Annotated in this window: 20 protein-coding genes and 1 other RNA gene; 6 read left to right on the top strand and 15 right to left on the bottom strand. The window is 37.6% G+C overall.

Going from position 1 to position 23,359, the window contains the following annotated elements; translation table 11 throughout:
- Nucleotides 1-615 precede the first annotated feature (615 nt).
- Entirely contained in the window at nt 616-978 is a 363-nt protein-coding gene (gene tomB, locus ABN256_RS05040; RefSeq protein WP_196553556.1) for an Hha toxicity modulator TomB, read from the top strand.
- 46 nt (nt 979-1,024) lie between these two features.
- Nucleotides 1,025-1,228 (top strand): hemolysin expression-modulating protein Hha, encoded by a 204-nt coding sequence (gene hha / locus ABN256_RS05045; RefSeq protein WP_006535062.1) that lies wholly within the window; start codon nt 1,025-1,027, stop codon nt 1,226-1,228.
- 355 nt (nt 1,229-1,583) lie between these two features.
- On the opposite strand, the gene ffs is transcribed toward hha, so the two are convergent.
- Nucleotides 1,584-1,680, bottom strand: an RNA gene (gene ffs, locus ABN256_RS05050) — signal recognition particle sRNA small type.
- 321 nt (nt 1,681-2,001) lie between these two features.
- On the opposite strand from ffs, the gene tesB reads away from it, so the two are divergent.
- Nucleotides 2,002-2,874 (top strand): acyl-CoA thioesterase II, encoded by an 873-nt coding sequence (tesB, locus tag ABN256_RS05055; protein WP_196553555.1) that lies wholly within the window; start codon nt 2,002-2,004, stop codon nt 2,872-2,874.
- A 35-nt stretch (nt 2,875-2,909) separates the two neighbouring features.
- Here the strand turns inward: tesB and amtB are convergent, their stop codons facing one another.
- From amtB to ABN256_RS05080, 5 genes are all read right to left on the bottom strand, one after another.
- A complete protein-coding gene (gene amtB, locus ABN256_RS05060; RefSeq protein ID WP_340895200.1) occupies nt 2,910-4,202 on the bottom strand; it encodes an ammonium transporter AmtB in 1,293 nt (430 codons plus the stop codon).
- A 12-nt stretch (nt 4,203-4,214) separates the two neighbouring features.
- Complete coding sequence (locus tag ABN256_RS05065; protein WP_072069375.1) at nt 4,215-4,553, bottom strand: P-II family nitrogen regulator; 339 nt, start codon at nt 4,551-4,553, stop codon at nt 4,215-4,217.
- Nucleotides 4,554-4,787: 234 nt separating this feature from the next.
- A complete protein-coding gene (locus tag ABN256_RS05070) occupies nt 4,788-6,575 on the bottom strand; it encodes a SmdB family multidrug efflux ABC transporter permease/ATP-binding protein (RefSeq protein ID WP_196553553.1) in 1,788 nt (595 codons plus the stop codon).
- Nucleotides 6,562-8,307, bottom strand: a complete 1,746-nt coding sequence (locus ABN256_RS05075) for a SmdA family multidrug ABC transporter permease/ATP-binding protein (protein ID WP_349439242.1) — start codon at nt 8,305-8,307, stop codon at nt 6,562-6,564. Before ABN256_RS05075 ends, ABN256_RS05070 begins: the two co-directional genes overlap by 14 nt.
- A gap of 56 nt (nt 8,308-8,363) precedes the next feature.
- Nucleotides 8,364-8,825: an Lrp/AsnC family transcriptional regulator gene (locus tag ABN256_RS05080; RefSeq protein WP_072069378.1), complete on the bottom strand. Its 462-nt coding sequence runs from the start codon at nt 8,823-8,825 to the stop codon at nt 8,364-8,366.
- Nucleotides 8,826-8,983: 158 nt separating this feature from the next.
- Between ABN256_RS05080 and queC the strand changes: the two genes are divergently transcribed.
- A complete protein-coding gene (queC, locus tag ABN256_RS05085; protein ID WP_196553551.1) occupies nt 8,984-9,682 on the top strand; it encodes a 7-cyano-7-deazaguanine synthase QueC in 699 nt (232 codons plus the stop codon).
- Between the two features lie 150 nt (nt 9,683-9,832).
- Here the strand turns inward: queC and ABN256_RS05090 are convergent, their stop codons facing one another.
- From ABN256_RS05090 to bolA, 9 genes are all read right to left on the bottom strand, one after another.
- Nucleotides 9,833-10,237, bottom strand: a complete 405-nt coding sequence (locus ABN256_RS05090) for an acyl-CoA thioesterase (protein ID WP_072069380.1) — start codon at nt 10,235-10,237, stop codon at nt 9,833-9,835.
- A gap of 247 nt (nt 10,238-10,484) precedes the next feature.
- Nucleotides 10,485-10,850: a ComEA family DNA-binding protein gene (locus ABN256_RS05095; RefSeq protein ID WP_371032672.1), complete on the bottom strand. Its 366-nt coding sequence runs from the start codon at nt 10,848-10,850 to the stop codon at nt 10,485-10,487.
- A 294-nt stretch (nt 10,851-11,144) separates the two neighbouring features.
- The gene (ppiD, locus tag ABN256_RS05100; protein WP_349439244.1) at nt 11,145-13,022 is read right to left on the bottom strand and encodes a peptidylprolyl isomerase; all 1,878 of its coding nucleotides are present in this window, start codon (nt 13,020-13,022) and stop codon (nt 11,145-11,147) included.
- Nucleotides 13,023-13,486: 464 nt separating this feature from the next.
- On the bottom strand, nt 13,487-13,762 hold the full coding sequence (gene hupB / locus ABN256_RS05105) for a nucleoid-associated protein HU-beta (protein WP_036911695.1): 276 nt from the start codon (nt 13,760-13,762) through the stop codon (nt 13,487-13,489).
- Between the two features lie 214 nt (nt 13,763-13,976).
- The gene (gene lon / locus ABN256_RS05110; RefSeq protein WP_072069382.1) at nt 13,977-16,337 is read right to left on the bottom strand and encodes an endopeptidase La; all 2,361 of its coding nucleotides are present in this window, start codon (nt 16,335-16,337) and stop codon (nt 13,977-13,979) included.
- A gap of 260 nt (nt 16,338-16,597) precedes the next feature.
- Nucleotides 16,598-17,869, bottom strand: a complete 1,272-nt coding sequence (gene clpX / locus ABN256_RS05115) for an ATP-dependent protease ATP-binding subunit ClpX (protein ID WP_036932880.1) — start codon at nt 17,867-17,869, stop codon at nt 16,598-16,600.
- A 145-nt stretch (nt 17,870-18,014) separates the two neighbouring features.
- Nucleotides 18,015-18,638 carry an ATP-dependent Clp endopeptidase proteolytic subunit ClpP gene (gene clpP / locus ABN256_RS05120; RefSeq protein ID WP_004245088.1) on the bottom strand — a complete coding sequence of 208 codons (624 nt, stop codon included), beginning with the start codon at nt 18,636-18,638 and terminating at the stop codon, nt 18,015-18,017.
- Nucleotides 18,639-18,894: 256 nt separating this feature from the next.
- Nucleotides 18,895-20,199: a trigger factor gene (gene tig / locus ABN256_RS05125; protein ID WP_072069383.1), complete on the bottom strand. Its 1,305-nt coding sequence runs from the start codon at nt 20,197-20,199 to the stop codon at nt 18,895-18,897.
- A 320-nt stretch (nt 20,200-20,519) separates the two neighbouring features.
- The gene (gene bolA, locus ABN256_RS05130; RefSeq protein WP_072069384.1) at nt 20,520-20,834 is read right to left on the bottom strand and encodes a transcriptional regulator BolA; all 315 of its coding nucleotides are present in this window, start codon (nt 20,832-20,834) and stop codon (nt 20,520-20,522) included.
- 339 nt (nt 20,835-21,173) lie between these two features.
- On the opposite strand from bolA, the gene ABN256_RS05135 reads away from it, so the two are divergent.
- Together ABN256_RS05135 and ampG are read left to right on the top strand one after the other, a co-directional pair.
- On the top strand, nt 21,174-21,752 hold the full coding sequence (locus ABN256_RS05135) for a YajG family lipoprotein (RefSeq protein ID WP_072069385.1): 579 nt from the start codon (nt 21,174-21,176) through the stop codon (nt 21,750-21,752).
- A gap of 55 nt (nt 21,753-21,807) precedes the next feature.
- Nucleotides 21,808-23,328, top strand: a complete 1,521-nt coding sequence (gene ampG / locus ABN256_RS05140; RefSeq protein ID WP_196553548.1) for a muropeptide MFS transporter AmpG — start codon at nt 21,808-21,810, stop codon at nt 23,326-23,328.
- The last annotated feature ends 31 nt before the right edge of the window (nt 23,329-23,359 follow it).

Consider the following 23,359-nt stretch of genomic DNA (forward strand, 5'->3'; position numbering starts at 1 on the left):
AAAAAGGTCGCGTAAGCGACCTTTTTCTTTATCTATTGATATATCATTTAAAATGAAAACTTATCTCAGTATATTATTTTAAAAAAATATCTCTTTAATCAATAAACTCATTTTATTTTTTTTCTTATATATGACTTTTTGTCAAAATCAAACAGACTGTTATTTATAAATAACAACGCTAAATAGACCTCATTTACACGCTTAAACATGTAAAACACAATAAAAACAAAGATAATCATAATGTTAAAAAATTACCATCTTGATTGGAATATATTAATTTTTACGAAAATAGACAAAATTCTGTTGTTCAGATAGTGACTTATGCGATAATAGTGCTATATTAAGCAAAGAAACATTTTATTGTGTGTTTTTTAAACTTCCTTGTATGCAATGAGTATTTGATATCATCTTTTGGTATGCTATTACTTTGTTAGAAATAATATATATAATTATTAAACTCTTTTAGCATACGGGTAAATATAAATGCCCAATCTCGATTTTGTGTTTTTTTATTAATCCATTAATGAATTATGTGAAGTGTCTCATTAATAAGTCTAACTCTACGTATTTACCATTATTAATGAATATTTTCTATTAATTCAGCCACGATAAGTTATGGACGAATATTCACCAGAAAAAGTAGATTTAGCTGAATTGTCGTTTTTATGTGAAGAGCTATTACAGCAAGCTTTAGGCTCATTAGATAAAGGCAACACCGTTTGGCACAATGATCTGAGTAGCACAAAAAGCGTTGACCTTAATGTCTTAATTGAACACATTATGGACTTTAGTTGGAAATTTAAGATTAAACACCCAGATAAACAAATAATTAACACTCTTATAGAAGAGTACCTTGAAGAAACATATCGTTTATTTGGTAATACATCAATTTCTTACTCAGACATCAATAATTGGAAAGAGTTAAATCATTCGCTTTTAACCCTTATAGCCAACAACCCCAAAAGTTATATTAAGTAAATTTAATTATCTTTAGTTTTATTCTAAATAATAGAGAAAAGACAACATGACTAAGACAGACTATCTAATGCGTTTAAGAAAATGCACCTCAATCGAAACATTAGAGCGAGTAATTGAAAAAAATAAATACGAACTCTCTGATGATGAGCTGGAGCTATTTTATTCAGCGGCTGATCATCGTTTAGCTGAGCTCACAATGAATAAACTCTATGACAAAATTCCAGCATCTGTTTGGAAATTTGTAAGATAATTTAGTTCTATTTAATTACCTTAATTTTATTTTTGCTATTTTTATTTTTTATAGTAGTAGGGTTATTAGTTCTTAATTTAGATATCGTTTTTATTCACGTTTTCTTATCAGTAGTATGATTACACACCATCATGCCGTTAACTTATTACGGCATGACTGCATTATTTTACCCAAAATTCCCCTTCCATATTATAAATATCATCATTCGTTTTCTAAAAATACGGCCATATACATTGAATTTATTATTTTCTACATACGTAATGTTGATATTCAAAAATGGGGAAATAACACACAAAAAGCGTATTAGTGGAAAATTAGGAAGAGATAAATTACGAAGGCTAGAAATTGGGTGGGGCCTTGCCAGCGACATCCCGGCACACGCGACACCTGCCATGGCTGCTTCCTTCCGGACCTGACCGAGTTAACAAGTTAGCGTTGCGGGAGAACCAACAAGACCCCATAGATTGTCTTATTGCTAAGACGTCACGCATTATGTTTTAAACTCACAAAAATAGCAAGGACAGTGAGCCTAAGTGATGATTAATTACCCAAATTAAGGCATATCTCTTATTCATCTACCTTTAGCGCTCTTTTTGTCTTTCATAAACCCATAAGATCGTATTCAATAAGCTAATAAACAATAATCTCATTGCCTATGTTCATTTATCATTAGGTTGCTATTGAAGATAAAAAGGAGATTATTTTTTTATATTTTTAGGATTGTATATAATCACTTTATAAAAAATAACCCGATCTAATGGTACAGGTACACTATGAGTCAGGCATTGAAAGATCTCATCAATTTAATGGCACTTGAAAAAATAGAAGAAGGTCTATTTAGAGGGCAAAGCGAAGATTTAGGATTACCTCAAGTTTTTGGTGGTCAAGTTGTAGGACAGGCACTGTATGCAGCAAAACAAACTATTGCAGATAATCGCTATATTAATTCCTTTCACAGCTATTTTTTACGTCCCGGTGATAGCCATAAACCCATTATTTATGATGTAGAATTTATTCGTGATGGAGGTTCATTTAGCACACGCAGAGTCAGTGCTATCCAACAGGGTAAACCTATTTTCTATATGACGGTTTCTTTTCAAGAGTTTGAGGAAGGTTTTGAGCATCAAGATACAATGCCTGATGTTCCTTTTCCTAATGAGCTTATCTCACAAGATGATATTTTGAAAAAATTGGCACCTAAATTACCAGAGCCGATTAAATCTTTAGCATTAAGAGAAACTCCTTTTGAAGCTCGTCCAGTACAATATTTTAGCCCTTTTGGCTATTCTAAGGCACCCCCTGAACGCTATGTTTGGTACCGTAGTCGTGGTGAAATGCCATCAGATCCTTTTTTACATCAATATATGTTGGGCTATGTTTCTGATTTTGACTTCTTACCCACTGCACTCCAACCTTATGGTTTAGGATTTATGGACCCAAATCTTCAAGTAGCAACAATAGACCATTCAATGTGGTTTCATCGTCCATTCCGTATTGATGACTGGTTACTGTATGTGATTGAAAGCCCTTCGGCATCAGGAGGAAGAGGATTTGTTAGAGGTAAATTCTTTAACACGAATGGCCAATTAGTTGCTTCATCCGTTCAAGAGGGAGTTATTCGTCAAAAACGCCCTAAAATTAAATAAACATATTCCCCCCTCAAAAGAGGGGGAATAGACAATTACTGCTGATAAGCACGTTCACCATGAGAAGTTAAATCTAATCCATCATGCTCTTCTTCTTCAGAAACCCGTAACCCCACCAGCTTATCTGCGATTTTAAAGCTAAGATAAGCGACAACACCTGACCAAATCACTGTAATAACAACACTCATTAACTGTATTAAAACTTGCTTGCTTAATGTCATGCCATCGCTATAACCCACTCCCCCTAAAAATGAAGCCGTAAATACCCCCGTTAATAAACACCCCACAATGCCACAAGTTCCATGAATGCCAAAAACATCACAAACATCATCGGCTTTTAGCCACCGTTTTAAAATAACAACGCCCCAAAGCCCGATAATTCCACCTGTCACACCAATAAATAATGCGCCCATAACACCGACTGTACCCGCTGCTGGCGTAATTGCCACCAGTCCAGCAATACAACCCGAGCAACTGCCTAACATTGATGGCTTTCCTCTGACTAGCCATTCAGATAAAGTCCAAGAAAGTACCGCCCCCGCAGTTGCAATCACTGTATTCAAAAATGCTAAGGCTGCAATTGCATTTGCACTTCCCGCAGAGCCTGCATTGAAACCAAACCAACCAATATAAAGCACAGCCGTTCCAATAAATACCATCGGTAGATTATGAGGTTTAAGGGCTGTATGTTGGTAATCACGTCGTTTACCGAGTAAGTAAGCACCAACAAGGGCAGCAACAGCTGCATTGATATGAACTACGGTTCCGCCGGCAAAATCAAGTGCGCCATCATCAATTAACCAGCCACCTTCTCCCCATACCATGTGAGCGATCGGAATATAAGAAAACGTAAACCAAATAATCGTAAAAATAATCAACGCAGAAAAACGGACTCGCTCACCCAATGCACCAACAATCAAAGCAATCGTTATCACAGCAAAAGAACCTTGAAAGGCAATGTGTACATATTGATTAATTGAACCTGAAACAGACGCCAAAGAAATATTACTTAAAAAAGTAAGTGACCACCCACCCCACACTTTATTACCCGCAGTAAAAGCTAAGCTGTAGCCAAAAGTTATCCAAAGAATGACCACGACACTAAAGATCATCATCACTTGTGTTATCAACGAGAGCACGTTTTTACTTCTCAGCAATCCTCCATAAAACAAGGCAATACCAGGGATAGTCATAAAAAAGACCAGTGCAGTGCAAATCAACATAAAACCATTATCAGCTTTATCGATAACCGAGACTTCAGAGGCAAATGCTGATGAAGAAAAGTTTGTAAGCACTAACATTAATAATAAAGAAAGTAAGCTTTTCATCGAAATTCTCCTTTAAAGAGCCTCATCACCAAACTCACCCGTACGAATACGAACAGCTTGTAATAGTTCTAAAACAAAAATTTTGCCATCTCCCACTTTACCCGTATCTGTCGCTTGCATAATTGTTTGCATAACAGGCTCAAGTTGCTCATCGCTGATGGCGAGTTCTATTTTCACTTTAGGAAGAAAATTGACTTCATATTCGGCCCCTCGATAAAGCTCAGCATGCCCTTTCTGTCGCCCATATCCCTTTACTTCACTGATTGTCATCCCTTTTATACCCAACTCAGAAAGTAACTCTCTGACCTCTTCTAATTTAAATGGCTTAATTATGGCGATGATATATTTCATATAAACCTCGTCTATGTAAGAAAGAACAACGTTTATAAAGCAAAGGACATGCCAATTTTTAATATAATGATATTTAAAGAAAAATTTAAATTATTAAAAAATAGAACTAATAAACTCACCGAATTGGTGCAAACAGAAGCCTGCTATTTTGATAAAAGCGAAATAATGGAAAATAAAAAAGGACACATTGTTTTATGTGCCCTTTAAAAAAATCAGATATTAATTTTAAGTCAATTATTCTACTTCGACAGGATTTTGTTCTTGTAAAGATTCCCTAACCTGCTGTAATTGAAACATATTATAGTATCGTCCTTTTTGTGAGAGTAATTCCATGTGATCACCCTGTTCAACAATTGCACCACGATGAAGCACCACAATTTCATTGGCTTCAATAATAGTTGAAAGTCGATGAGCAATAACAATCAGGGTTGTTTTTTCTCTTACTACTTTTAATGCCTTTTGTATGGCTTGCTCTGTTCCTGAATCAATATTCGCTGTTGCTTCATCAAGAATAAGAATACAAGGTGGTATTAATAATACACGTGCTAATGCAAGTAACTGTTTTTGCCCTGCAGATAAGCGACTACCTTGTTCGCCAAGTTCTGTTTGTAATCCTTCTGGTAATGCTTTAGCCCATTGATCAAGTTGTACTGTTTCTAACACCTGCCATAAATGTGATTCATCACATTCTCGCCCTAATGCAATGTTGTCATACAACGAACCTGATAATAAAACTGGATCTTGCTGCACCATAGCAATACCACTGCGCAACGCATAATGAGAGTAATCCTCTAAAGGTTGCCCATCTAAATAAATATTCCCTTTTTGCCAAGGGTAATTTCCCATCAACAGACTTGCTAACGTACTTTTACCGCTCCCTGTATGTCCAACAAATGCCACAAAATGACGAGCAGGAATAGCTAAGTTGATATCCTTTAATACCCATTGTTCATCACGATAGGCAAACCATAAGGAATTAACATCAATATTACCTTGAGTAATGATATGTGATGATGAGCCGTAATGTTGTGAAGGTGCATCCATCAATTCAAAAACACGTTCACCTGAAACAACCGCTTGTTGCAAAATGGACTGCTGCGATGTCAATGTGATTAACGGTTCATTTAATCGCCCCAAATAACTAATAAACGCATAAATCACCCCAACGCCGATAACTGCACTGCCTTGATAGCCAAATAGCATCAATAAGCCACACAAAACCAACGCAGAGAGCATGCTTAGCAAAGGACGCAATAACAGTCCATCAAGTTTTAATGCTTTCATACGGGCCTGATAATGCTGCCAGCTATCATCTGACATTCTTTGACCAAATCGAGCTTGTTGCCTAAATTGCTGGATCACTGACATTCCATTGATAACTTCATGGAAACCATCATTAATATTGGCAAGAAAATGGCGTACATTGCGGACTATCGGTGTACTGAGTCGCTGATATAGCATCATCACACCAATAACAGCGGGGAAGATAGTCATCGCTACCAATGCCATTTGCCACTCTAATAAGAACATGGCAATTAACATAACAACCACTAACGCAATGGCACGAAACAATGTCGGTAAGACGTTAACAAACAAATCTTTAATTGTTTCGGTATCATTCGTTACACGAGAAATTAATTGACCTACAGGTTGATTATCAAAAGCACTTAATGGTTGTTTTAGTGCAGCGCTCATCACATCTGTGCGTAATTGTTGTACAACCCCAACAGCCGCATGGTTAAACACAATTGCCTGATAATAATGAAGTGTCGCTGCAATTATTTGTAAAAGAATAAATGCCAATGCCAAACCTAATGAAGATGTTAATTCAACATTATTCGTAGCCACTTTTTTATCAATGAAATACCCCACAATTAATGGGCCTCCCACCTCTGCAACTGCGGCTACCCACAGCATAATGACGCCCCATGTCATAGGTTTGCGATAGGTTTTACCATAAGTTAAAAGACGCTTTAATGCAGGGAATAGCGCTTTAACGGATTTATTTTTACTGATCGTCATCCAGCGCGGCCTCTAATTGCTGATAATGGTACATATCTTGATACCAACCAGGTATTGAAATTAATTGTTGATGCGTACCTTGTTCTACAATTTCGCCTTGTTTTAACACTAGGATATTAGTAGCACCAACCAAAGCAGATAAACGATGTGCACTGATAATCAACGTTCTATCTTTTCGCCATTGCGACAAATTTTGTAAAATTTGATATTCAGTTTGTCCATCAACGGCAGATAATGCGTCATCTAATAACAAAATTTCCGCATCTAAGAGTAGCGCTCGCGCAATAGAAATACGCTGTTTTTGCCCGCCAGATAGCATCACACCTTTTTCACCTACCTGCGTTTGATACCCTTCAGGTAAACGCAGAATATCATCATGAATATTTGCCAGTTTAGCTACCACTTCAATTTCATCTTTAGTTGCATTAGGACGTCCTAATGCGATGTTTCCTGCAATGGTATCTGAAAATAAAAAAGGTGTTTGATTAACTACAGCTAAACGCGCTCGCCACTCATCGAGTTTTAATTGGTAAATAGGTATGGATTGAAAACAAATTTCACCTTCAGTTACATCGTAAAGTCGTTGGATAACGGTGAGTAGTGTACTTTTCCCACTACCAGTCATTCCGCAAATTCCCAACATATCGCCGGGAGATAAGGTGAAATGAATATTTTTAAGCACATCTGTTGTTTGTTCAGGATACTGAAAGCGATCGATATCAACAGATAATATCCCTCGACCTTGTTTCGGTGATAAATCACCATCAATCATATCGAGTTTTTCATTCAATAAGCTATTAATTCGGCTGTAGGCAGCACTGCCACGTTCAACAATATTAAACATCCATGCCAGCGCTAACATAGGCCAAATCATTTGACCTAAATACATAACAAAACTAGTTAATTCACCTAATGTCATTTTGTCATTGAGTACCAGATAGCTCCCACCAGCAACTGCGAGCAAATTAGCAAAACCGATCGCCATAAAAATGGTGGGATCAAACAAAGCATCAATTCTTGCAACACGCATATTTTGACGCCCAGTTTCTTTTGCAACATCATCGAAACGAGAAGCATGCTGTTGTTCAAGCCCGAATGATTTGATCATGCGAATACTGCTCAGACTTTCTTGTGCTTGGTTATTCAGTGACGAAAAAAGTGCCTGCGCGGTTTTAAAACGGCTATGTAACTTATCACCATAACTTTTAATCAAAATGGCCATTAGTGGCATAGGTAATAATGAAATTAGTGTTAGTTCCCAGCTTAACTGGATACTCATCATCACAAGGACAGCAAGTCCCATCACCATTGAATCAACTAAAGTTAGAACGCCTTCTCCAGCCGCAAAAACGACTTTATCAACGTCATTCGTGGTACGAGCGATCAAATCGCCAGTACGATAACGATGATAGAAAGAAGAGGATTGCTGATTAAGCTGTTGATAAATCTGCATTCGCAGTTTTACGGCTAATTGATAAGAAGCACCAAATAACCAAAGTCGCCAAAAATAACGTAAAAGATAAACTGCGAGGGCAATTAACACCATCACACCAACCCAATTCATTACTTGGCTAAACGACAGACTATGATTATCAACACCATCCACAATGATCCCTACAATTTTAGGAGGGATCACCTGTAATACTGCGATAACCATCAATAAGAAAATGGCACCGACATAACGACGCCATTCACTGAGAAAATACCAACTGAGCTGTGAAAATAGAGCCACGCCTTAAATCCTAAGGTTATACAAAAAATAAAAGTGCCAGTTGGTAAAGATGAACCTTATTCAGGTATCGGCATTGCCGTTGTGTATTTAATTTTTTCCATTGCGAAGTTAGAAGTCACGTCAATAAGACCTGGTACACCATTAACCATACGCTTATAAAACAAGTCGTAACTTTTCATGTCTACCACTTCAACATGCATTAGATAATCACACTCACCCGCCATTCGATAGAATGTCAGTACTTCTGGCATTTGCTTAACAAATGAAACAAACTGTTCGTACCATTCGCTATTATGTTGCTGTGTTCTAATCATAACAATAACTGTTAGACCTAGCCCAATTTTTTCGCTATCAAGTAAGGCAACTCGTTTACGAATATAACCGTCATCCTCAAGTCGTTTCAATCGTTTCCAGCAAGGTGTTGAGGTTAGGTTAACAGCCTCAGCCAAAGTATTCAGTGAGAGGCTTGAATCTTCCTGTAATAGCGCTAATAATTTACGGTCAATCTTATCTAACATAGATACTCCTTCAAAATATGCCCCTACAAAAAATAATGATAACCTGCCCCTTAGTATAAGAGTAATCATCTAATGATAAATCGGTAATAAATTGTCATAATATATGTACTTTTATGCGTACTAATCCTTATGTAAATTCGATTTTCAGGAGTATTCCGATGAAAAAAACGGTCGTTGTCTTTAGTGGTGGGCAAGATTCGACAACATGCCTTATTCAAGCAAAAGAAAAGTACGATGAAGTACATTGCATCACATTTAATTATGGGCAACGTCATAAAGAAGAAATTGAGGTAGCACAAAAAGTAAGTCAATTACTAGGAGCAACTGCGCATAAGGTTTTGGATGTAAATTTACTCAATGAACTCGCTATCAGTAGCTTAACTCGCGACAATATACCTGTTCCTGATTTCAAAGAAAGTGAAGAAAGTGATATTCCAAGTACCTTTGTACCGGGTAGAAATATTCTTTTCCTCACTTTAGCCGCTATTTATGCTTACCAAATTGGGGCTGAAAGTGTCATTACAGGAGTTTGTGAGACTGATTTTTCTGGCTATCCTGATTGTCGTGATGAATTTGTCAAAGCACTAAATCATGCAGTCAATTTAGGTATTGCGCGTGATATTAAATTCATCACTCCATTAATGTGGCTAGATAAAGCTGAAACTTGGGCATTAGCAGATTATTACCAAAAATTAAATTTTGTTCGCCATGAAACCTTAACCTGCTATAACGGTGTTCAAGGTGATGGCTGTGGTGAATGTGCCGCTTGCCATTTAAGACAACGCGGATTAAACACTTATTTAGCTGATAAAAAGCAAATCATGCAGGCAATGAAACAGAAAGTAGGATTAAAATAGTTACTGTAATATCGCCCACTTGATCGTTATCACTGCAACTTGTTCGCTTAGGCAGTGATAACCACTCATGCATTATCACTACCTTAAATTACGTTGAGTTAACTCATCTTGGTCAAATTACTCTTATTTATAATGTGAAATCACTCTAGATTATGATGCTTGACGTACATACTCTAGTTTTTCTCTTAACTGATCCGTTAAGGTCAGTGCTTTTTTGGTATTAATGTCTACAAGAACAAACGTGATTAATGCATCAGAAATAAGCGCACCATCTTTTTTTCTGACTATCTTTTGAGACAATACACCACTTTTAATCCCAACTTCAGCAACTTCACAGTCAATAATTAACTCATCACCAAGACTTGCTGGTAAGCGATAATTAATATTGATATTAGCGACTACTAACGCCAAACCATTACGCTTAAACCAAGCAAAATCTAAATGTTGTTCAATCCAATCCCATCGGGCTTGTTCTAAAAACTCAAGGTAACGTGCATTATTCACATGTTCAAAAACATCTAAATGAAAACCATAAACTTTAATTAATGTACTCATACAAATCCATTACCTCTTGATTATTATATTAAAAATCTTGATAACGTTTTTTTGCGATACAATAAATATAGTCAAAAAATAAATTTAGTAATATCTCAATTTAGCTTTTTTATCGCTCACTCCATTTAACGAATCAATTCAATGGAAATGTGTTTCTCTTAATTACAAAGAGAAACACACGTTATTAAAACAATATTTGTCTTTTCAGTAAACGAACTACATGCAATATAAAATGCAAGTTAGCTCATTAGTTTATGACGATAAAATCACGATTTTGTTCGACTAATTTCATCCCTATACCAAATACTTTTTCAAGCTGTTCAATAGAGGTAAATCGACCCAATTGTTCACGGTAATCAATAATAGCTTGAGCTTTTGCTTTACCAATACCTTTAAGTCCCATTAACTCATCAACCGTTGCTGTATTTAAATCAACCTTATCTCCTACATTTGCTTTTACTTCTTTTGCATCTTTATCAACAGATGTGCTCGTTTCAATAGAAATCGAGGGGGTTGAAACAGGTGTTTCTTCTGCATAAGAAAGCGGTGAAAGTCCTAGTCCTAAAGCAAGGCAGATTGAAGCCATAAATCCTGATAACACTTTTTTATCCATCGTCATAATCATAATTTCCTTTTATAAAATAACTTTAAATTCAATAGCAAACAGTGTTTTCTGAATGCAAAAAAATAATGACAAGATATTAATAAACCTGCAATTACATAAAAATAAAATGTCGAGAGAATAGGAAAAACAAAATGAACAAAGGCCGAGTTACAAAAAAATTATCGGGATTACTCTCAAATATTCTTTTTTAAGAAAAAATAGATATAAACTCTCAATATCAATATTTGATACCCATAAAAAAACCCAGCCTAAGCTGGGTTTTTATTAAGATTTAAAGATAACTTATTGATAATCTTTGTCGAAAATCTCAATTTTAGCGTTGTCTTTTAAATCACGTAAAATCAGTTGTAAGGCTTCTTCGCCCATCTGCGCACGATAGAGGTTAGCCATAAACTCTAATTGCTCTGATGTTGGTTTGCCATCTGTCACGCTATCTAATTGAATAAAGACAACCTTAGTGCCTGGCACATTAGTCATACCATATTCTTTTTTGCCGTCAGCAGGCTTAGGCATAGCAAAAATAGCGGTTTGAACTGCATCTGTCGCAGATGAATGAACAATGCTTTCCACATTACCAAAAGAAAGGTTAGCCGCTTTTAGTGCTTCATCACCTTTGCCTTCTTTTAATGCAGCTAAAATTTTCTGCGCTTGTGTATTCATTGCTTGCGATGCTTTTTGCTGTTTAACGAGCATAACAACTTGATCACGAACTTTATCTAACGGTAGGCTTGCAGAAGGCTTATAACCCTCTACACGCACGACAAATGCACTGTCATTGCCTAACGTCACCATATCTGAATTCATGCCCGTAGGGCCATTTTCATCAACTAATGAGCCACCAAAAATTAATTGGGTCAGTTTTTCATTGTTTAATGGTGCTGGTACGGTATTTTCATCAAACCAATCTGTATCAACAACTGTCACATTACCCGCTTTAGCCGCGGGTGCTAATGTGTCGTTATCATTAGAGGCTGCCTGACTCACGCGTTGTTGCAATGCGAAGAAATCATCGATAGCTTTGTTTTCGCGCATTTTTGCCAGTAAATCTGTTTTCACTTCGTCAAACGGTTTTACAACAGATTGTTTAATATCATCAAGGCGGAAAATTGCGTAACCATTGCTGATTTTAACAGGTGCAGAAAGTTGGCCTTTTTCTGTCAAACTCGCATTAGCCAGTTCTGGTAATTCTTGCCCTATGGTTATCCAACCTAAAGAACCATTTTGTTTCGCAGAGAAAGTATCAACTGATTTTTCTTTGACTAACGTAACGAAGTCTGCACCTTTTTTCAGTTCTTCTGCCGCTGCTTTCGCGGCAGCTTCATCAGCTAACACTAAGATGCTGTATTGTTTCTGTCCCGCGGCTGTAAATTCATCGATGTTGCTGTCGTAATACGCTTTTGCTTCATCATCGGTAATATTAATGCTATTAAGATCTTTTTGAGCATTTAATTGAATATAACTGACTTTAAATTGCTCTGGCGCGATAAACATTTGGTTATTTTGTTCATAGAACGCCTTCACTTCATCGTCTGACGCCGTTTCTTTTTCAAGGAATGGCTGAATATCTAGTGACGCTAAGCGTACGTTACGGCTTTGCAACATCAGTCCTGCAAATTCTTTAACTTCGCTTTCTAAGGCAAAATCAGTGCCTTGGATAGAGAATCTTAATTGCTGATTGATAAGATTTTGGCGAATACCTTCTGCAAATGCATCAGCATCAATATTATTACCTTTCAATAAATCGACGTATTTTTTATTGTCAAATTTGCCATTAGTTTGAAAGTAAGGAAGCGCAAAAATTGCTTCTCTAATTTGTTGATCGCCCGCTGAAATACCAAGATTTTGTGCAAATTGATCAAGTAAAGCTTGATTAATAAGTAAATCAAGTGATTGTTGGCGGATCAGTTTCTGACCTTCTTCTGAAGAAGCAAGAGCAGCAAAGTTTTCACCCATATCTTGTTGTAACTGAGCGCGACGTTGCTGGTAAGCTTGCTCTAATTGAGAACGGCTAATTTTATATCCGTTAACTTCCGCAGCATCATTAACGCCAGAACTAAAGAGATATCCGCCCACACCAGTTAGGACGAAAGAAAGGATGATCACAGCTAATAATATCTTGATAAATGGGTTATTAGCAGTTGAACGAATGTTGTCCATCATAACGAGACGAGGCTCCGTTTGGTGAAATAAAAATTATTTTTATGAGTGTTACATGACTATTTTGAGCACAGCGAAAAGATAATATGCCCATGCTGGCTTAATATCAAAATATCGCGACACGCGACAATCATTAAAAACAGCCAGTCCCGTATTCAATGTGCAGTCTTAAACACGCACTTTCTATCACTAAGAAAACTAAACAGCATTATTTGATTCATTGATTTAACTCACCACTGAATCCTTCATTGTTGTCTATTTCAGTTATAGAACAACGCGACATTCTATCAAATGACTACTTTAGTTTCACGTCTTATCGCCAGAGAATTCAAGGTTTAATCGTGATTTAACATCTAAAAAAAGAAAAGCGCATCTCAAAAAGATGCGCTTCATTTTTTAATTGAGTCGTTTTCTGTTTATCCATAACGTTAAGTTAATAACTCTTTGGCAGAAATTTCGTTCAACTATTATTGATTAACTGCGTCTTTTAAGCCTTTACCTGCACGGAATGCAGGAACTTTTGCAGCTTCAATTTGAATTTCTTTACCAGTTTGTGGGTTACGGCCAGTACGAGCTGCACGGTCACGTACAGTAAAAGTACCGAAACCTACTAATGCTACATCATCACCTTTTTGTAAAGATTCAGTGATAGAAGCAACCAGAGCATCTACAACACGACCTGCTGCCGCTTTTGAGATATCTGCATTTGCAGCAATTTTGTCGATCAGTTGAGTTTTATTCACGCTTTCATCCCCATAATTTTATGCGTTATTTTTCACCATTAATGGCAAATTTTGCAAACGTCGTTATATCAAGCCTTTTTAGATATAGCAAGACCGATAAAACAGCATTATTAATTAAAATCCCCATTAAATTAGCGACACAAAAAAAGGCTGGCAAGCTTTTATTACTTATCCAGCCTTTTTTTTAGCTATAATTTATGACTAGCATCACTTTTTAGTGCGATTTATCTGTCACAATTTCCATGCCAAACGGCGAGTTTTGTAGGGCTAACGATAAAACTTCCTCAATTGTTTTCACCGGGTGAATATCCAGGTCAGCAACAATATTTTCAGGAATTTCTTCTAAATCACGTTTATTTTCATCTGGGATAAGAACAGTCTTAATTCCACCACGATGTGCAGCAAGTAACTTTTCTTTCAGTCCACCAATTGGCAATACTTGTCCGCGTAACGTAATTTCACCCGTCATAGCAACATCAGAACGAACAGGGTTACCTGTTAAGCTTGATACCAATGCGGTACACATTGCAATACCCGCACTTGGACCATCTTTTGGTGTCGCACCTTCAGGAACGTGTACGTGCATGTCACGTTTTTCATAGAAATCGCTATTGATACCCAGCTTATCCGCACGAGCACGAACAACCGTCATTGCTGCTTGGATAGATTCTTGCATAACTTCACCTAAAGAACCGGTGAATGTTAGCTTACCTTTACCTGGGACACTCGCTGTTTCAATTGTTAGTAGATCACCACCAACTTCTGTCCATGCAAGTCCTGTTACCATACCTACTCGGTTTTCAGTATCAGCACGACCGTAGTCCACTTTACGAACACCTAAATAGTCTTTGAGATTATCTTCGTTAATCTCAATATGTTTGATTGTGCTATCCATCAGCAGTTGTTTCACTGCTTTACGGCATAATTTAGAAATTTCGCGTTCTAAACTACGTACACCTGCTTCACGAGTGTAATAACGAATAATACCCATAATGGCGCTGTCATGGATTGTCAGCTCACTTGGTTTTAATGCATTACGTTCAATCTGTTTTGGTAACAAGTGCTGTTTAGCGATGTTCAGCTTTTCATCTTCGGTATAACCCGATAAACGAATAACTTCCATACGATCTAACAGCGGTGCCGGTATATTCATGGAGTTAGATGTCGCCACAAACATAACATCAGACAGATCGTAATCAACTTCCAAATAATGGTCGTTAAATGCGATATTTTGTTCTGGATCTAACACCTCTAGCAGTGCAGATGCTGGATCACCTCGCATGTCTGATGACATCTTATCAATTTCATCTAATAGGAAAAGTGGGTTTTTCACACCAACTTTTGCCATTTTCTGAATTAATTTACCTGGCATAGAACCAATATATGTACGACGGTGACCACGGATTTCGGCTTCATCACGTACACCACCTAACGCCATACGAACATATTTACGACCTGTTGCTTTAGCAATAGATTGACCCAGAGAGGTTTTACCCACACCTGGAGGCCCTACCAAGCACAGAATTGGCCCTTTAATTTTGCTAACTCGAGACTGTACCGCGAGATATTCAAGGATACGCTCTTTAACTCGTTCTAAACCATAATGGTCAGTATCAAGCACTTCTTGCGCTTTCACTAAGTCTTTTTTAACTTTGCTACGACTATTCCAAGGAACTTGAACCATCCAATCGATATAACTACGTACAACCGTAGCTTCTGCTGACATTGGCGACATCATTTTTAATTTCTGAAGTTCTGCTTCTGTCTTTTCTTTTGCCTCTTTTGGCATTTTTGCAGCATCGATTTTACGTTTCAGCGATTCCATTTCATCAGGTGCATCATCCATCTCACCTAACTCTTTTTGAATCGCTTTCATTTGTTCATTGAGATAATACTCTCGCTGACTTTTTTCCATCTGCTTTTTAACACGGTTACGAATGCGTTTTTCGACTTGTAGCAGATCGATTTCTGATTCCATCATCGCCATTAAGTACTCTAGGCGTTCAGTCACATCAGACATTTCAAGTACAGCTTGCTTATCTTTCAGTTTCAGCGGCATATGAGAAGCAATGGTATCTGCTAATTTTGCTGATTCTTCGATAGCATGTAATGAGGCCAATACTTCTGGCGGAATTTTTTTATTCAGTTTGATATAACCTTCAAACTGATTAATCGTTGTACGATTTAAGACTTCTTGTTCACGCTCATCAACAGCTGGCGTTTCAAGGTATTCTGCTTTCGCCTGAAAGTACTCACCATTGTCAGATAACATCGTAATTTTGGCACGACGAATACCTTCAACAAGGACTTTTACTGTTCCATCAGGCAATTTTAGCATCTGTAAAACAGAGGCAACGGTACCGACAGAAAAAAGATCATTAACACCTGGTTCGTCAGTAGATGCATCTTTCTGCGCAACCAGCATAATTTGTTTGTTGTCGTTCATCGCGGCTTCTAAGCAATGAATAGATTTTTCACGACCAACGAACAACGGGATCACCATATGCGGATATACAACGACATCACGTAATGGCAATACAGGTATTTCAATACGTTCTGGACGCTCAGGATTCATAGAGCTCTCTCTTCGTTTTTAGCTTAACGCTTTTACAGGTAATTTTATTCGCATGTCACCAAATAAAATTAATTCCACGGATTGTCAAAATATATAAGGGCACTTTTCTGACATTCAATAGCCTTACCCATTAAAAAAACAAAATGAGGGAAAATTCCCTCATTTTTATTGCGTTGGCGCGCTTTATCTTAAATTTCTCGTCTATTTAAGAGAAAATTACAGATAATGTCAGATAAGAGACATTGCCAAATTACGATGCATTATTCACCTGATGCTTGGTTTTCTGGTTGGCTATAAATAATCAACGGCTCAGATTTTCCATTGATGACACCTTCATCAATAACAACTTTCTCTGCATTTTCAAATGAAGGAAGGTCATACATCGTATCAAGTAATGCAGCTTCAACAATTGAGCGTAAACCACGAGCACCTGTTTTACGTACCATGGCTTTTTTTGCGATTGCAGTCAGCGCTTCTTTACGGAATTCTAAATCCACACCCTCTAACTTAAATAATGCCTGATATTGTTTTGTCAATGCATTTTTAGGTTCTTGTAAGATTTGGATCAATGCATCCTCGTTTAACTCACCTAATGTCGCAACAACAGGTAAACGTCCAATAAATTCGGGAATAAGTCCAAATTTAATCAGATCTTCTGGTTCAACTTGAGCTAATAATTCACCTTCACTGGCTTTTTCTTTTTGGCTTTTGACTTCTGCACCAAAACCAATACCAGAGTGTGTATTTAAACGTTGTGCAACAACTTTATCAAGGCCAGCAAATGCACCACCACAAATAAAGAGGATTTTAGAGGTATCAACCTGTAAAAATTCTTGTTGTGGGTGCTTACGTCCACCTTGGGGAGGAACCGAAGCCACCGTTCCTTCAACTAGTTTCAATAATGCTTGCTGTACACCTTCACCAGACACATCGCGTGTAATTGATGGGTTTTCAGATTTACGAGTGATCTTGTCAATTTCATCAATATAAACAATACCACGTTGTGCTTTTTGCACATCGTAATCACATTTTTGTAGCAGTTTTTGAATAATGTTTTCAACATCTTCACCCACATAACCCGCTTCTGTCAGCGTTGTGGCATCTGCCATAGTAAAAGGAACATCAAGGTAGCGTGCTAATGTTTCTGCTAATAGCGTTTTACCACTACCTGTAGGCCCAATCAGCAAAATATTACTTTTTCCTAGCTCAACACCATTGGCTTTATCGCCATTACGCAGGCGTTTATAGTGATTATAAACGGCAACAGCCAGAACTTTTTTAGCCAATTCTTGACCGATAACATAGTCATCAAGGTGCTTACGAATTTCATGTGGCGTTGGCAATTCACTGCGTTCATGATGAGGCGCCAGTTCTTTTATTTCTTCACGAATGATATCGACACAAAGATCAACACATTCATCACAGATATAAACCGACGGGCCAGCGATCAATTTCTTCACTTCATGCTGGCTTTTACCGCAGAAAGAGCAATACAGAAGCTTCCCTGAGCTATCTTTGCGCTTATCTGTCATCAGTCAACCTCACTTAGTTATTCTTCTTATTGATTGATAAGAAGAAGAAAGACTTTTTACATAGAGATATTAATGGCAGTTTCCTTTGCCTAATTCTATAACAAAGGAAACATGTTAATTCAGTTGCTATTACAACGCGCTGTAATTAACTACGTTGTGTATAGACTTTATCCACTAATCCGTATTCTAACGCTTCGTTAGCGGATAAGAAACGATCACGCTCAGTGTCTCTTTCTATTTCTTCAATAGATTTACCCGTATGCTGAGCCATTAATTCATTCATACGCGATTTTACTTTCAAAATTTCTTGTGCATGAATTTGAATATCTGTCGCCTGACCTTGGTAACCGCCTAATGGTTGGTGGATCATCACACGAGAGTTAGGCAAGCAAATACGTTTACCCTTTGCACCCGCTGATAATAAGAAAGCGCCCATTGAACACGCTTGTCCCATACAAATCGTGCTGACATCAGCTTTGATATACTGCATGGTGTCATAAATGGACATACCCGCAGTAATTACACCACCTGGTGAATTGATATATAGATTGATGTCTTTTTCTGGGTTTTCTGCTTCTAAAAATAGCATTTGAGCGACGATCAGATTAGCCATGTGATCTTCAACTTGGCCAGTCAGGAAAATGATACGTTCTTTTAATAAACGTGAATAAATGTCGTAAGAACGCTCTCCTCGCGAAGTTTGCTCTATAACCATCGGCACCAGAGCCATATTAGGTGCGAATTGTTCCTGTGTGTCGTTAAATGACATGTCTGTCTCCTATTGCATTCTTATTGGTGCCAATGACAACAATTTTACTTGAGATAATTGATCATGACCATTTCTAATGATCTAATCTCTCACAAGACATTCAAGGCGCCTCGCGAGGAGTGATAAAGAGAATATAGAATTATCTGGAGATAATCGCTCAGATTTCAAGGCTAATTTTGATAAATATATACAAACTGAAAAAAACCCGTGGTAAAAACCACGGGTTTTTGCTTAAAACCGATATCGCGGTTAAGAATTACCCCATTTGAACTTCATTCATCAGTTCAGTGAAGTTAGTCTCTTTTTCAGTTACTTTAGCATTTGCTAAGATTTTTTCTACCGCTTGCTCTTCTAATGCAAGATTACGGATGTTATTCATAAGCTGTTCGTTCTTGTTGTAGAACTCAACAACTTCTGATGGATCTTCGTAAGCTGAAGCCATTTCGTCGATCAGTGTATTAACACGCTCGTCTTCTGCTTTCAGTTCATTACTATTGATCACTTCACCTAACAATAATCCAACGATTACGCGACGTTTAGCTTGTTCTTCGAACAATTCACGTGGTAATTGCAGAGCTTGTTTCTCGTCGCCACCAAAGCGTTGAGCTGCTTGACGTTGCAGAACTTCAATTTCGCTGTCTACAGCAGCTGCAGGTACGTCAACTTCGTTTGCTTTAACTAAGCCATCAATAACTTGTGTTTTAACACGAGTACGGATTGCATTTTTCAGTTCACGTTCCATGTTTTTACGTACTTCTGCACGCAAACCATCAACAGAACCATCAGCAATACCAAAACGCTTGATGAACTCTTCAGTTAATTCTGGCAGTTCACGCTCTTCAACTTTTTTCAGGTTGATAGCGAATTGTGCTTTTTTACCTTTCAGGTTTTCAGCGTGGTAATCTTCTGGGAAAGTCACATCAATTGTGAATTCTTCACCAGCTTTATGACCGATAACGCCTTCTTCAAAACCTGGGATCATACGACCTTGACCCATTGCCAGTACGAAATCTTCAGCTTTTCCGCCTTCGAATTCTTCACCGTCAATAGAACCGTTGAAATCAACAGTTACGCGATCTTCTGCTGCAACTTCGCCGTCTTTGTCTTTCCACTCTGCTTGTTGCTTACGCAGTGTTTCTAACATGTTATCAACGTCTTCGTCTTTAACAGTGACAACTGGTTTTACAACTTCAATGCTTTCCAGACCTTTCAGTTCGATTTCTGGGAAAACTTCGAATTCTACAGAGTAAACAAAGTCTTCACCTTCTTTGTATTGCTCTGGTTTGTAGTCAGGCGCGCCAACTGGGTTTACTTTGTTTTCGATGATAGCGTTAATGAAATTACGCGACATTAAATCACCAAGAACATCATTCAGTACAGACATACCGTAACGCTGTTTAACCATAGACATTGGAACGTGACCTTTACGGAAACCATCAATGCGAACAGTCTTAGCAGCTTTTTTCAGTTCACTGTCTACAGCAGTTTGGATATCAGCGGCTGGTACGGTGATTGTGACACGACGCCCTAGGCCTTGAGTCGTTTCAACAGAAACTTGCATCTTGTTACCTCAAAATAAGTTTTAGTGCTCGGTCTACTTTAAAGGAAACTAATATGACATTGACATATTTAGATTTATTTTCCTTTCAGAACCGGGGCCGCCACATTTAAAAAAACGAGGATCCCTGATATCAGAAGCATCCCGAAACCTTACTGAAAATTAGACGCGACATTATAACGATCTAGAGGGGTTGAGTCGAGAAAGAGCCGTTTTATTCCTCAATTTTTTCATAAAATCGAGTAAGTCGCCCCTTTTTCCCTCTATAAAGAACAAAAAATACGCATCTTAGATCTATTTATTCACGATTAACGATAACATTGTTAATCTTCTTGGCTACCACCACGACATCCAGGAGAGCGTAATGCTTTATCCTGTTGTTCATTCCATTCACTCAACGTAAAAGTATGCAATGCGAGAGCATGAACACCATTTTCCATTTCATGAGCTAAGGTTTGATACACATCACGATGGCGTGAAACACTGCGCTTGTCATTAAATTCATCACTAACAATAATGACTTTAAAGTGACTTTCAGAGCCTTCAGGCACATTATGGCGGTGGCTTTCGTTTATTACTTGTAAAAAATGCGGTGAAAAGCGTGAAATCAGCTTATTCTCAATATCATCACGGATCATTTCTGCCCCTAATACTCTGCCTTTATATCATGGCGAACAAAAAATAAGTCGACCAGATTATATTGATTAAGCCTTTATCAATACAAAATGATGAACTCATTCTTTTTTATTTTGCTGATGATAATCGCTTATTTTTCATCTTGAGTAAAACCATTGACCGAATATTGTTAAATTTATGAGCAAAAATGAGGTTAATTTGAAATAAAATCAATTGATAAAATCAGATAATTTCGTTCGTTAAAAGGATATTAGCAACCTATTAGCAGTGGTATGATAGGCTAAAGTTTGAAACCTATTCTACTTGTTAACACAACAGACATATTTAACCGAGATTACCTCATGATTAAAAATTTACTCTGTGCTGTTTTTGCATTAACACTACTTTCAGGTTGTGCAACTCCTAGTAACAAACTCTCTATTGAGCCTGTAATGTCAGTTCCTGCGGCCGATCCAACCATGCGCCCAATTTCACTGAATATTTCAAGCCAAGACAAACGTACATCTAAAAACCTAGCGGAAATTAACCGTAATGGAAAACTAGAAGTACTTGTTCCAACTCGTGATATTGCATTTTTAATGCAAGAAGTATTGCAAAAACAAATGACAGCCCGTGGTTTTATGGTAGGTTCTCCTGCTAGCGCTGATGTGATCATTGTTATCAATAAACTCAACGCAGATGTAGGTGAAGGAAGTGTTCGCCATAATATCAGTGCGAAAGCAGATATCTCAGTTATTGTCACCTTGCCAAATGGCAGTTCAAATACCAAAACATTCCGCACTAGCTACAATGTTCAGGGACCATTTGGTGCCACTAATGAGAAAATTGCGGCTGCAATTAATAATGTCTTAAGTGAGCTCGTTAGCGATATGGCAAAAGACGCTTCAGTCAGTCAATTTATCAAATCTAACGCCCGTTAATTTATTAGAATAAACGACCTGTTATCTTAAACAGGTCGTCGAAAGGAATTCTTGCATGGTTCAGCCTGCCTTCAAACAAACCACTTGGTACAAATCATTTATTTTACTGTTACTTGGCTTTACTTCTGGATTACCACTTGCATTAACCGCTGGTACATTACAAGCATGGATGACAGTAGAAAACATTGATTTAAAAACCATTGGTTTCTTCTCATTGGTGGGGCAAGCTTATGTATTTAAATTCCTCTGGTCACCCTTTATGGATCGCTATACGCCTTCTTTTCTTGGGCGTCGTCGAGGGTGGATGTTACTTACCCAAATAGGGTTGGTAATAGGTATTGCAGGTATGGGGTTTTTAAACCCTAATGATCATCTATGGTGGCTTGCTTCTTTAGCCGTTATTGTCGCTTTTTGTTCAGCTTCACAAGATATTGTCTTCGATGCTTATAAAACAGATATTTTAAAGGCTGATGAACGTGGTACTGGGGCGGCAGTTTCTGTATTAGGCTATCGCATTGCAATGCTTGTTTCTGGTGGGATGGCACTTTGGCTTGCTGATAAATATATTGGCTGGCAGAATATGTATTGGTTAATGGCTGCTTTAATGGGAATTGGTATAATTGCCACACTACTCGCCCAAGAGCCAGAAACCGCGGTAAAACCCCCTCGGACACTCTATGAAGCCGTAATTGAACCCTTAGCTGAATTCTTCTCTCGTAATAATGCTTGGCTTATTTTACTCCTCATTGTCCTATATAAAATGGGCGATGCTTTTGCTCTGAGTTTAAGTACCACATTTCTTATTCGTGGCGCTGGCTTTGATGCTGGGGAAGTTGGTTTAGTCAACAAAACATTAGGGCTTGCTGCCACGATTATCGGTGCCTTATTAGGTGGCTTATTAATGCGTCGTTGGAGCTTATTTAAAGCACTGATGATTTTTGGAATAATGCAAGGTGGCTCAAATATTGGCTATTGGTATCTCGCTATCTCAGAACAAAACATTTATAGCATGGGTGCCGTAGTTGCTTTTGAGAATATCTGTGGAGGAATGGGTACAGCAGCATTCGTTGCACTTTTAATGACTCTTTGTCATCTTTCTTTTTCAGCAACACAATTCGCACTTCTTTCAGCCCTATCCGCCATTGGTCGTGTTTATGTAGGCCCTGTTGCGGGTTGGTATGTCGAAAGCCATGGCTGGGAGGCGTTTTATCTTTTCTCTATCGTGGCTTCAGTTCCTGGCCTTATTTTGCTGATGATTTCAAAAAATACGCTTATTTACACACAAAAAACAGGCGAATTTCTTAGAAGAACACAATTTATAAAACAATACCGTTTTGCTCTCTATGGTTTAATACTAGCCGTTTTCTTCTTTATTTGTAGCTTAATTCTGGTTATTACAAATTCATTATCAGGTTTGGAAATATCCCAATCTATTGATTTTATTCAATCAATAAATAATGAATTATTAGGCCATTGGGCTTCATCACTGTTTTTATATGGTGTTGTTATTGGTGCAATAAGCCTCGTTGTAGGCACAATATTAGATTATTTAGCACTCAGAATAACAACACATTAGTTTTGTTATATTTGGGGCCATTAATGAAAAA

The organism is Proteus sp. fly-1008 (assembly GCF_040140305.1).
In the GTDB taxonomy this organism is placed as follows: Bacteria; Pseudomonadota; Gammaproteobacteria; order Enterobacterales; family Enterobacteriaceae; genus Proteus; species Proteus vulgaris_B.

Bases quoted from the DNA above. Each gene is read 5' to 3' on its own strand.
- ABN256_RS05065 (WP_072069375.1), bottom strand. From the start codon at position 4,553: ATGAAATATATCATCGCCATAATTAAGCCATTTAAATTAGAAGAGGTC.
- ABN256_RS05090 (WP_072069380.1), bottom strand. From the start codon at position 10,237: ATGAGTACATTAATTAAAGTTTATGGTTTTCATTTAGATGTTTTTGAA.
- bolA (WP_072069384.1), bottom strand. From the start codon at position 20,834: ATGATCCGTGATGATATTGAGAATAAGCTGATTTCACGCTTTTCACCG.
- tig (WP_072069383.1), bottom strand. From the start codon at position 20,199: ATGCAAGTTTCTGTTGAAACGACTCAAGGCCTAGGGCGTCGTGTCACA.
- lon (WP_072069382.1), bottom strand. From the start codon at position 16,337: ATGAATCCTGAGCGTCCAGAACGTATTGAAATACCTGTATTGCCATTA.
- ABN256_RS05070 (WP_196553553.1), bottom strand. From the start codon at position 6,575: ATGACGATCAGTAAAAATAAATCCGTTAAAGCGCTATTCCCTGCATTA.
- ampG (WP_196553548.1), top strand. From the start codon at position 21,808: ATGGTTCAGCCTGCCTTCAAACAAACCACTTGGTACAAATCATTTATT.
- ABN256_RS05095 (WP_371032672.1), bottom strand. From the start codon at position 10,850: ATGGATAAAAAAGTGTTATCAGGATTTATGGCTTCAATCTGCCTTGCT.
- clpX (WP_036932880.1), bottom strand. From the start codon at position 17,869: ATGACAGATAAGCGCAAAGATAGCTCAGGGAAGCTTCTGTATTGCTCT.
- hha (WP_006535062.1), top strand. From the start codon at position 1,025: ATGACTAAGACAGACTATCTAATGCGTTTAAGAAAATGCACCTCAATC.
- tesB (WP_196553555.1), top strand. From the start codon at position 2,002: ATGAGTCAGGCATTGAAAGATCTCATCAATTTAATGGCACTTGAAAAA.
- tomB (WP_196553556.1), top strand. From the start codon at position 616: ATGGACGAATATTCACCAGAAAAAGTAGATTTAGCTGAATTGTCGTTT.
- ppiD (WP_349439244.1), bottom strand. From the start codon at position 13,022: ATGATGGACAACATTCGTTCAACTGCTAATAACCCATTTATCAAGATA.
- ABN256_RS05135 (WP_072069385.1), top strand. From the start codon at position 21,174: ATGATTAAAAATTTACTCTGTGCTGTTTTTGCATTAACACTACTTTCA.
- clpP (WP_004245088.1), bottom strand. From the start codon at position 18,638: ATGTCATTTAACGACACACAGGAACAATTCGCACCTAATATGGCTCTG.
- amtB (WP_340895200.1), bottom strand. From the start codon at position 4,202: ATGAAAAGCTTACTTTCTTTATTATTAATGTTAGTGCTTACAAACTTT.
- ABN256_RS05080 (WP_072069378.1), bottom strand. From the start codon at position 8,825: ATGTTAGATAAGATTGACCGTAAATTATTAGCGCTATTACAGGAAGAT.
- queC (WP_196553551.1), top strand. From the start codon at position 8,984: ATGAAAAAAACGGTCGTTGTCTTTAGTGGTGGGCAAGATTCGACAACA.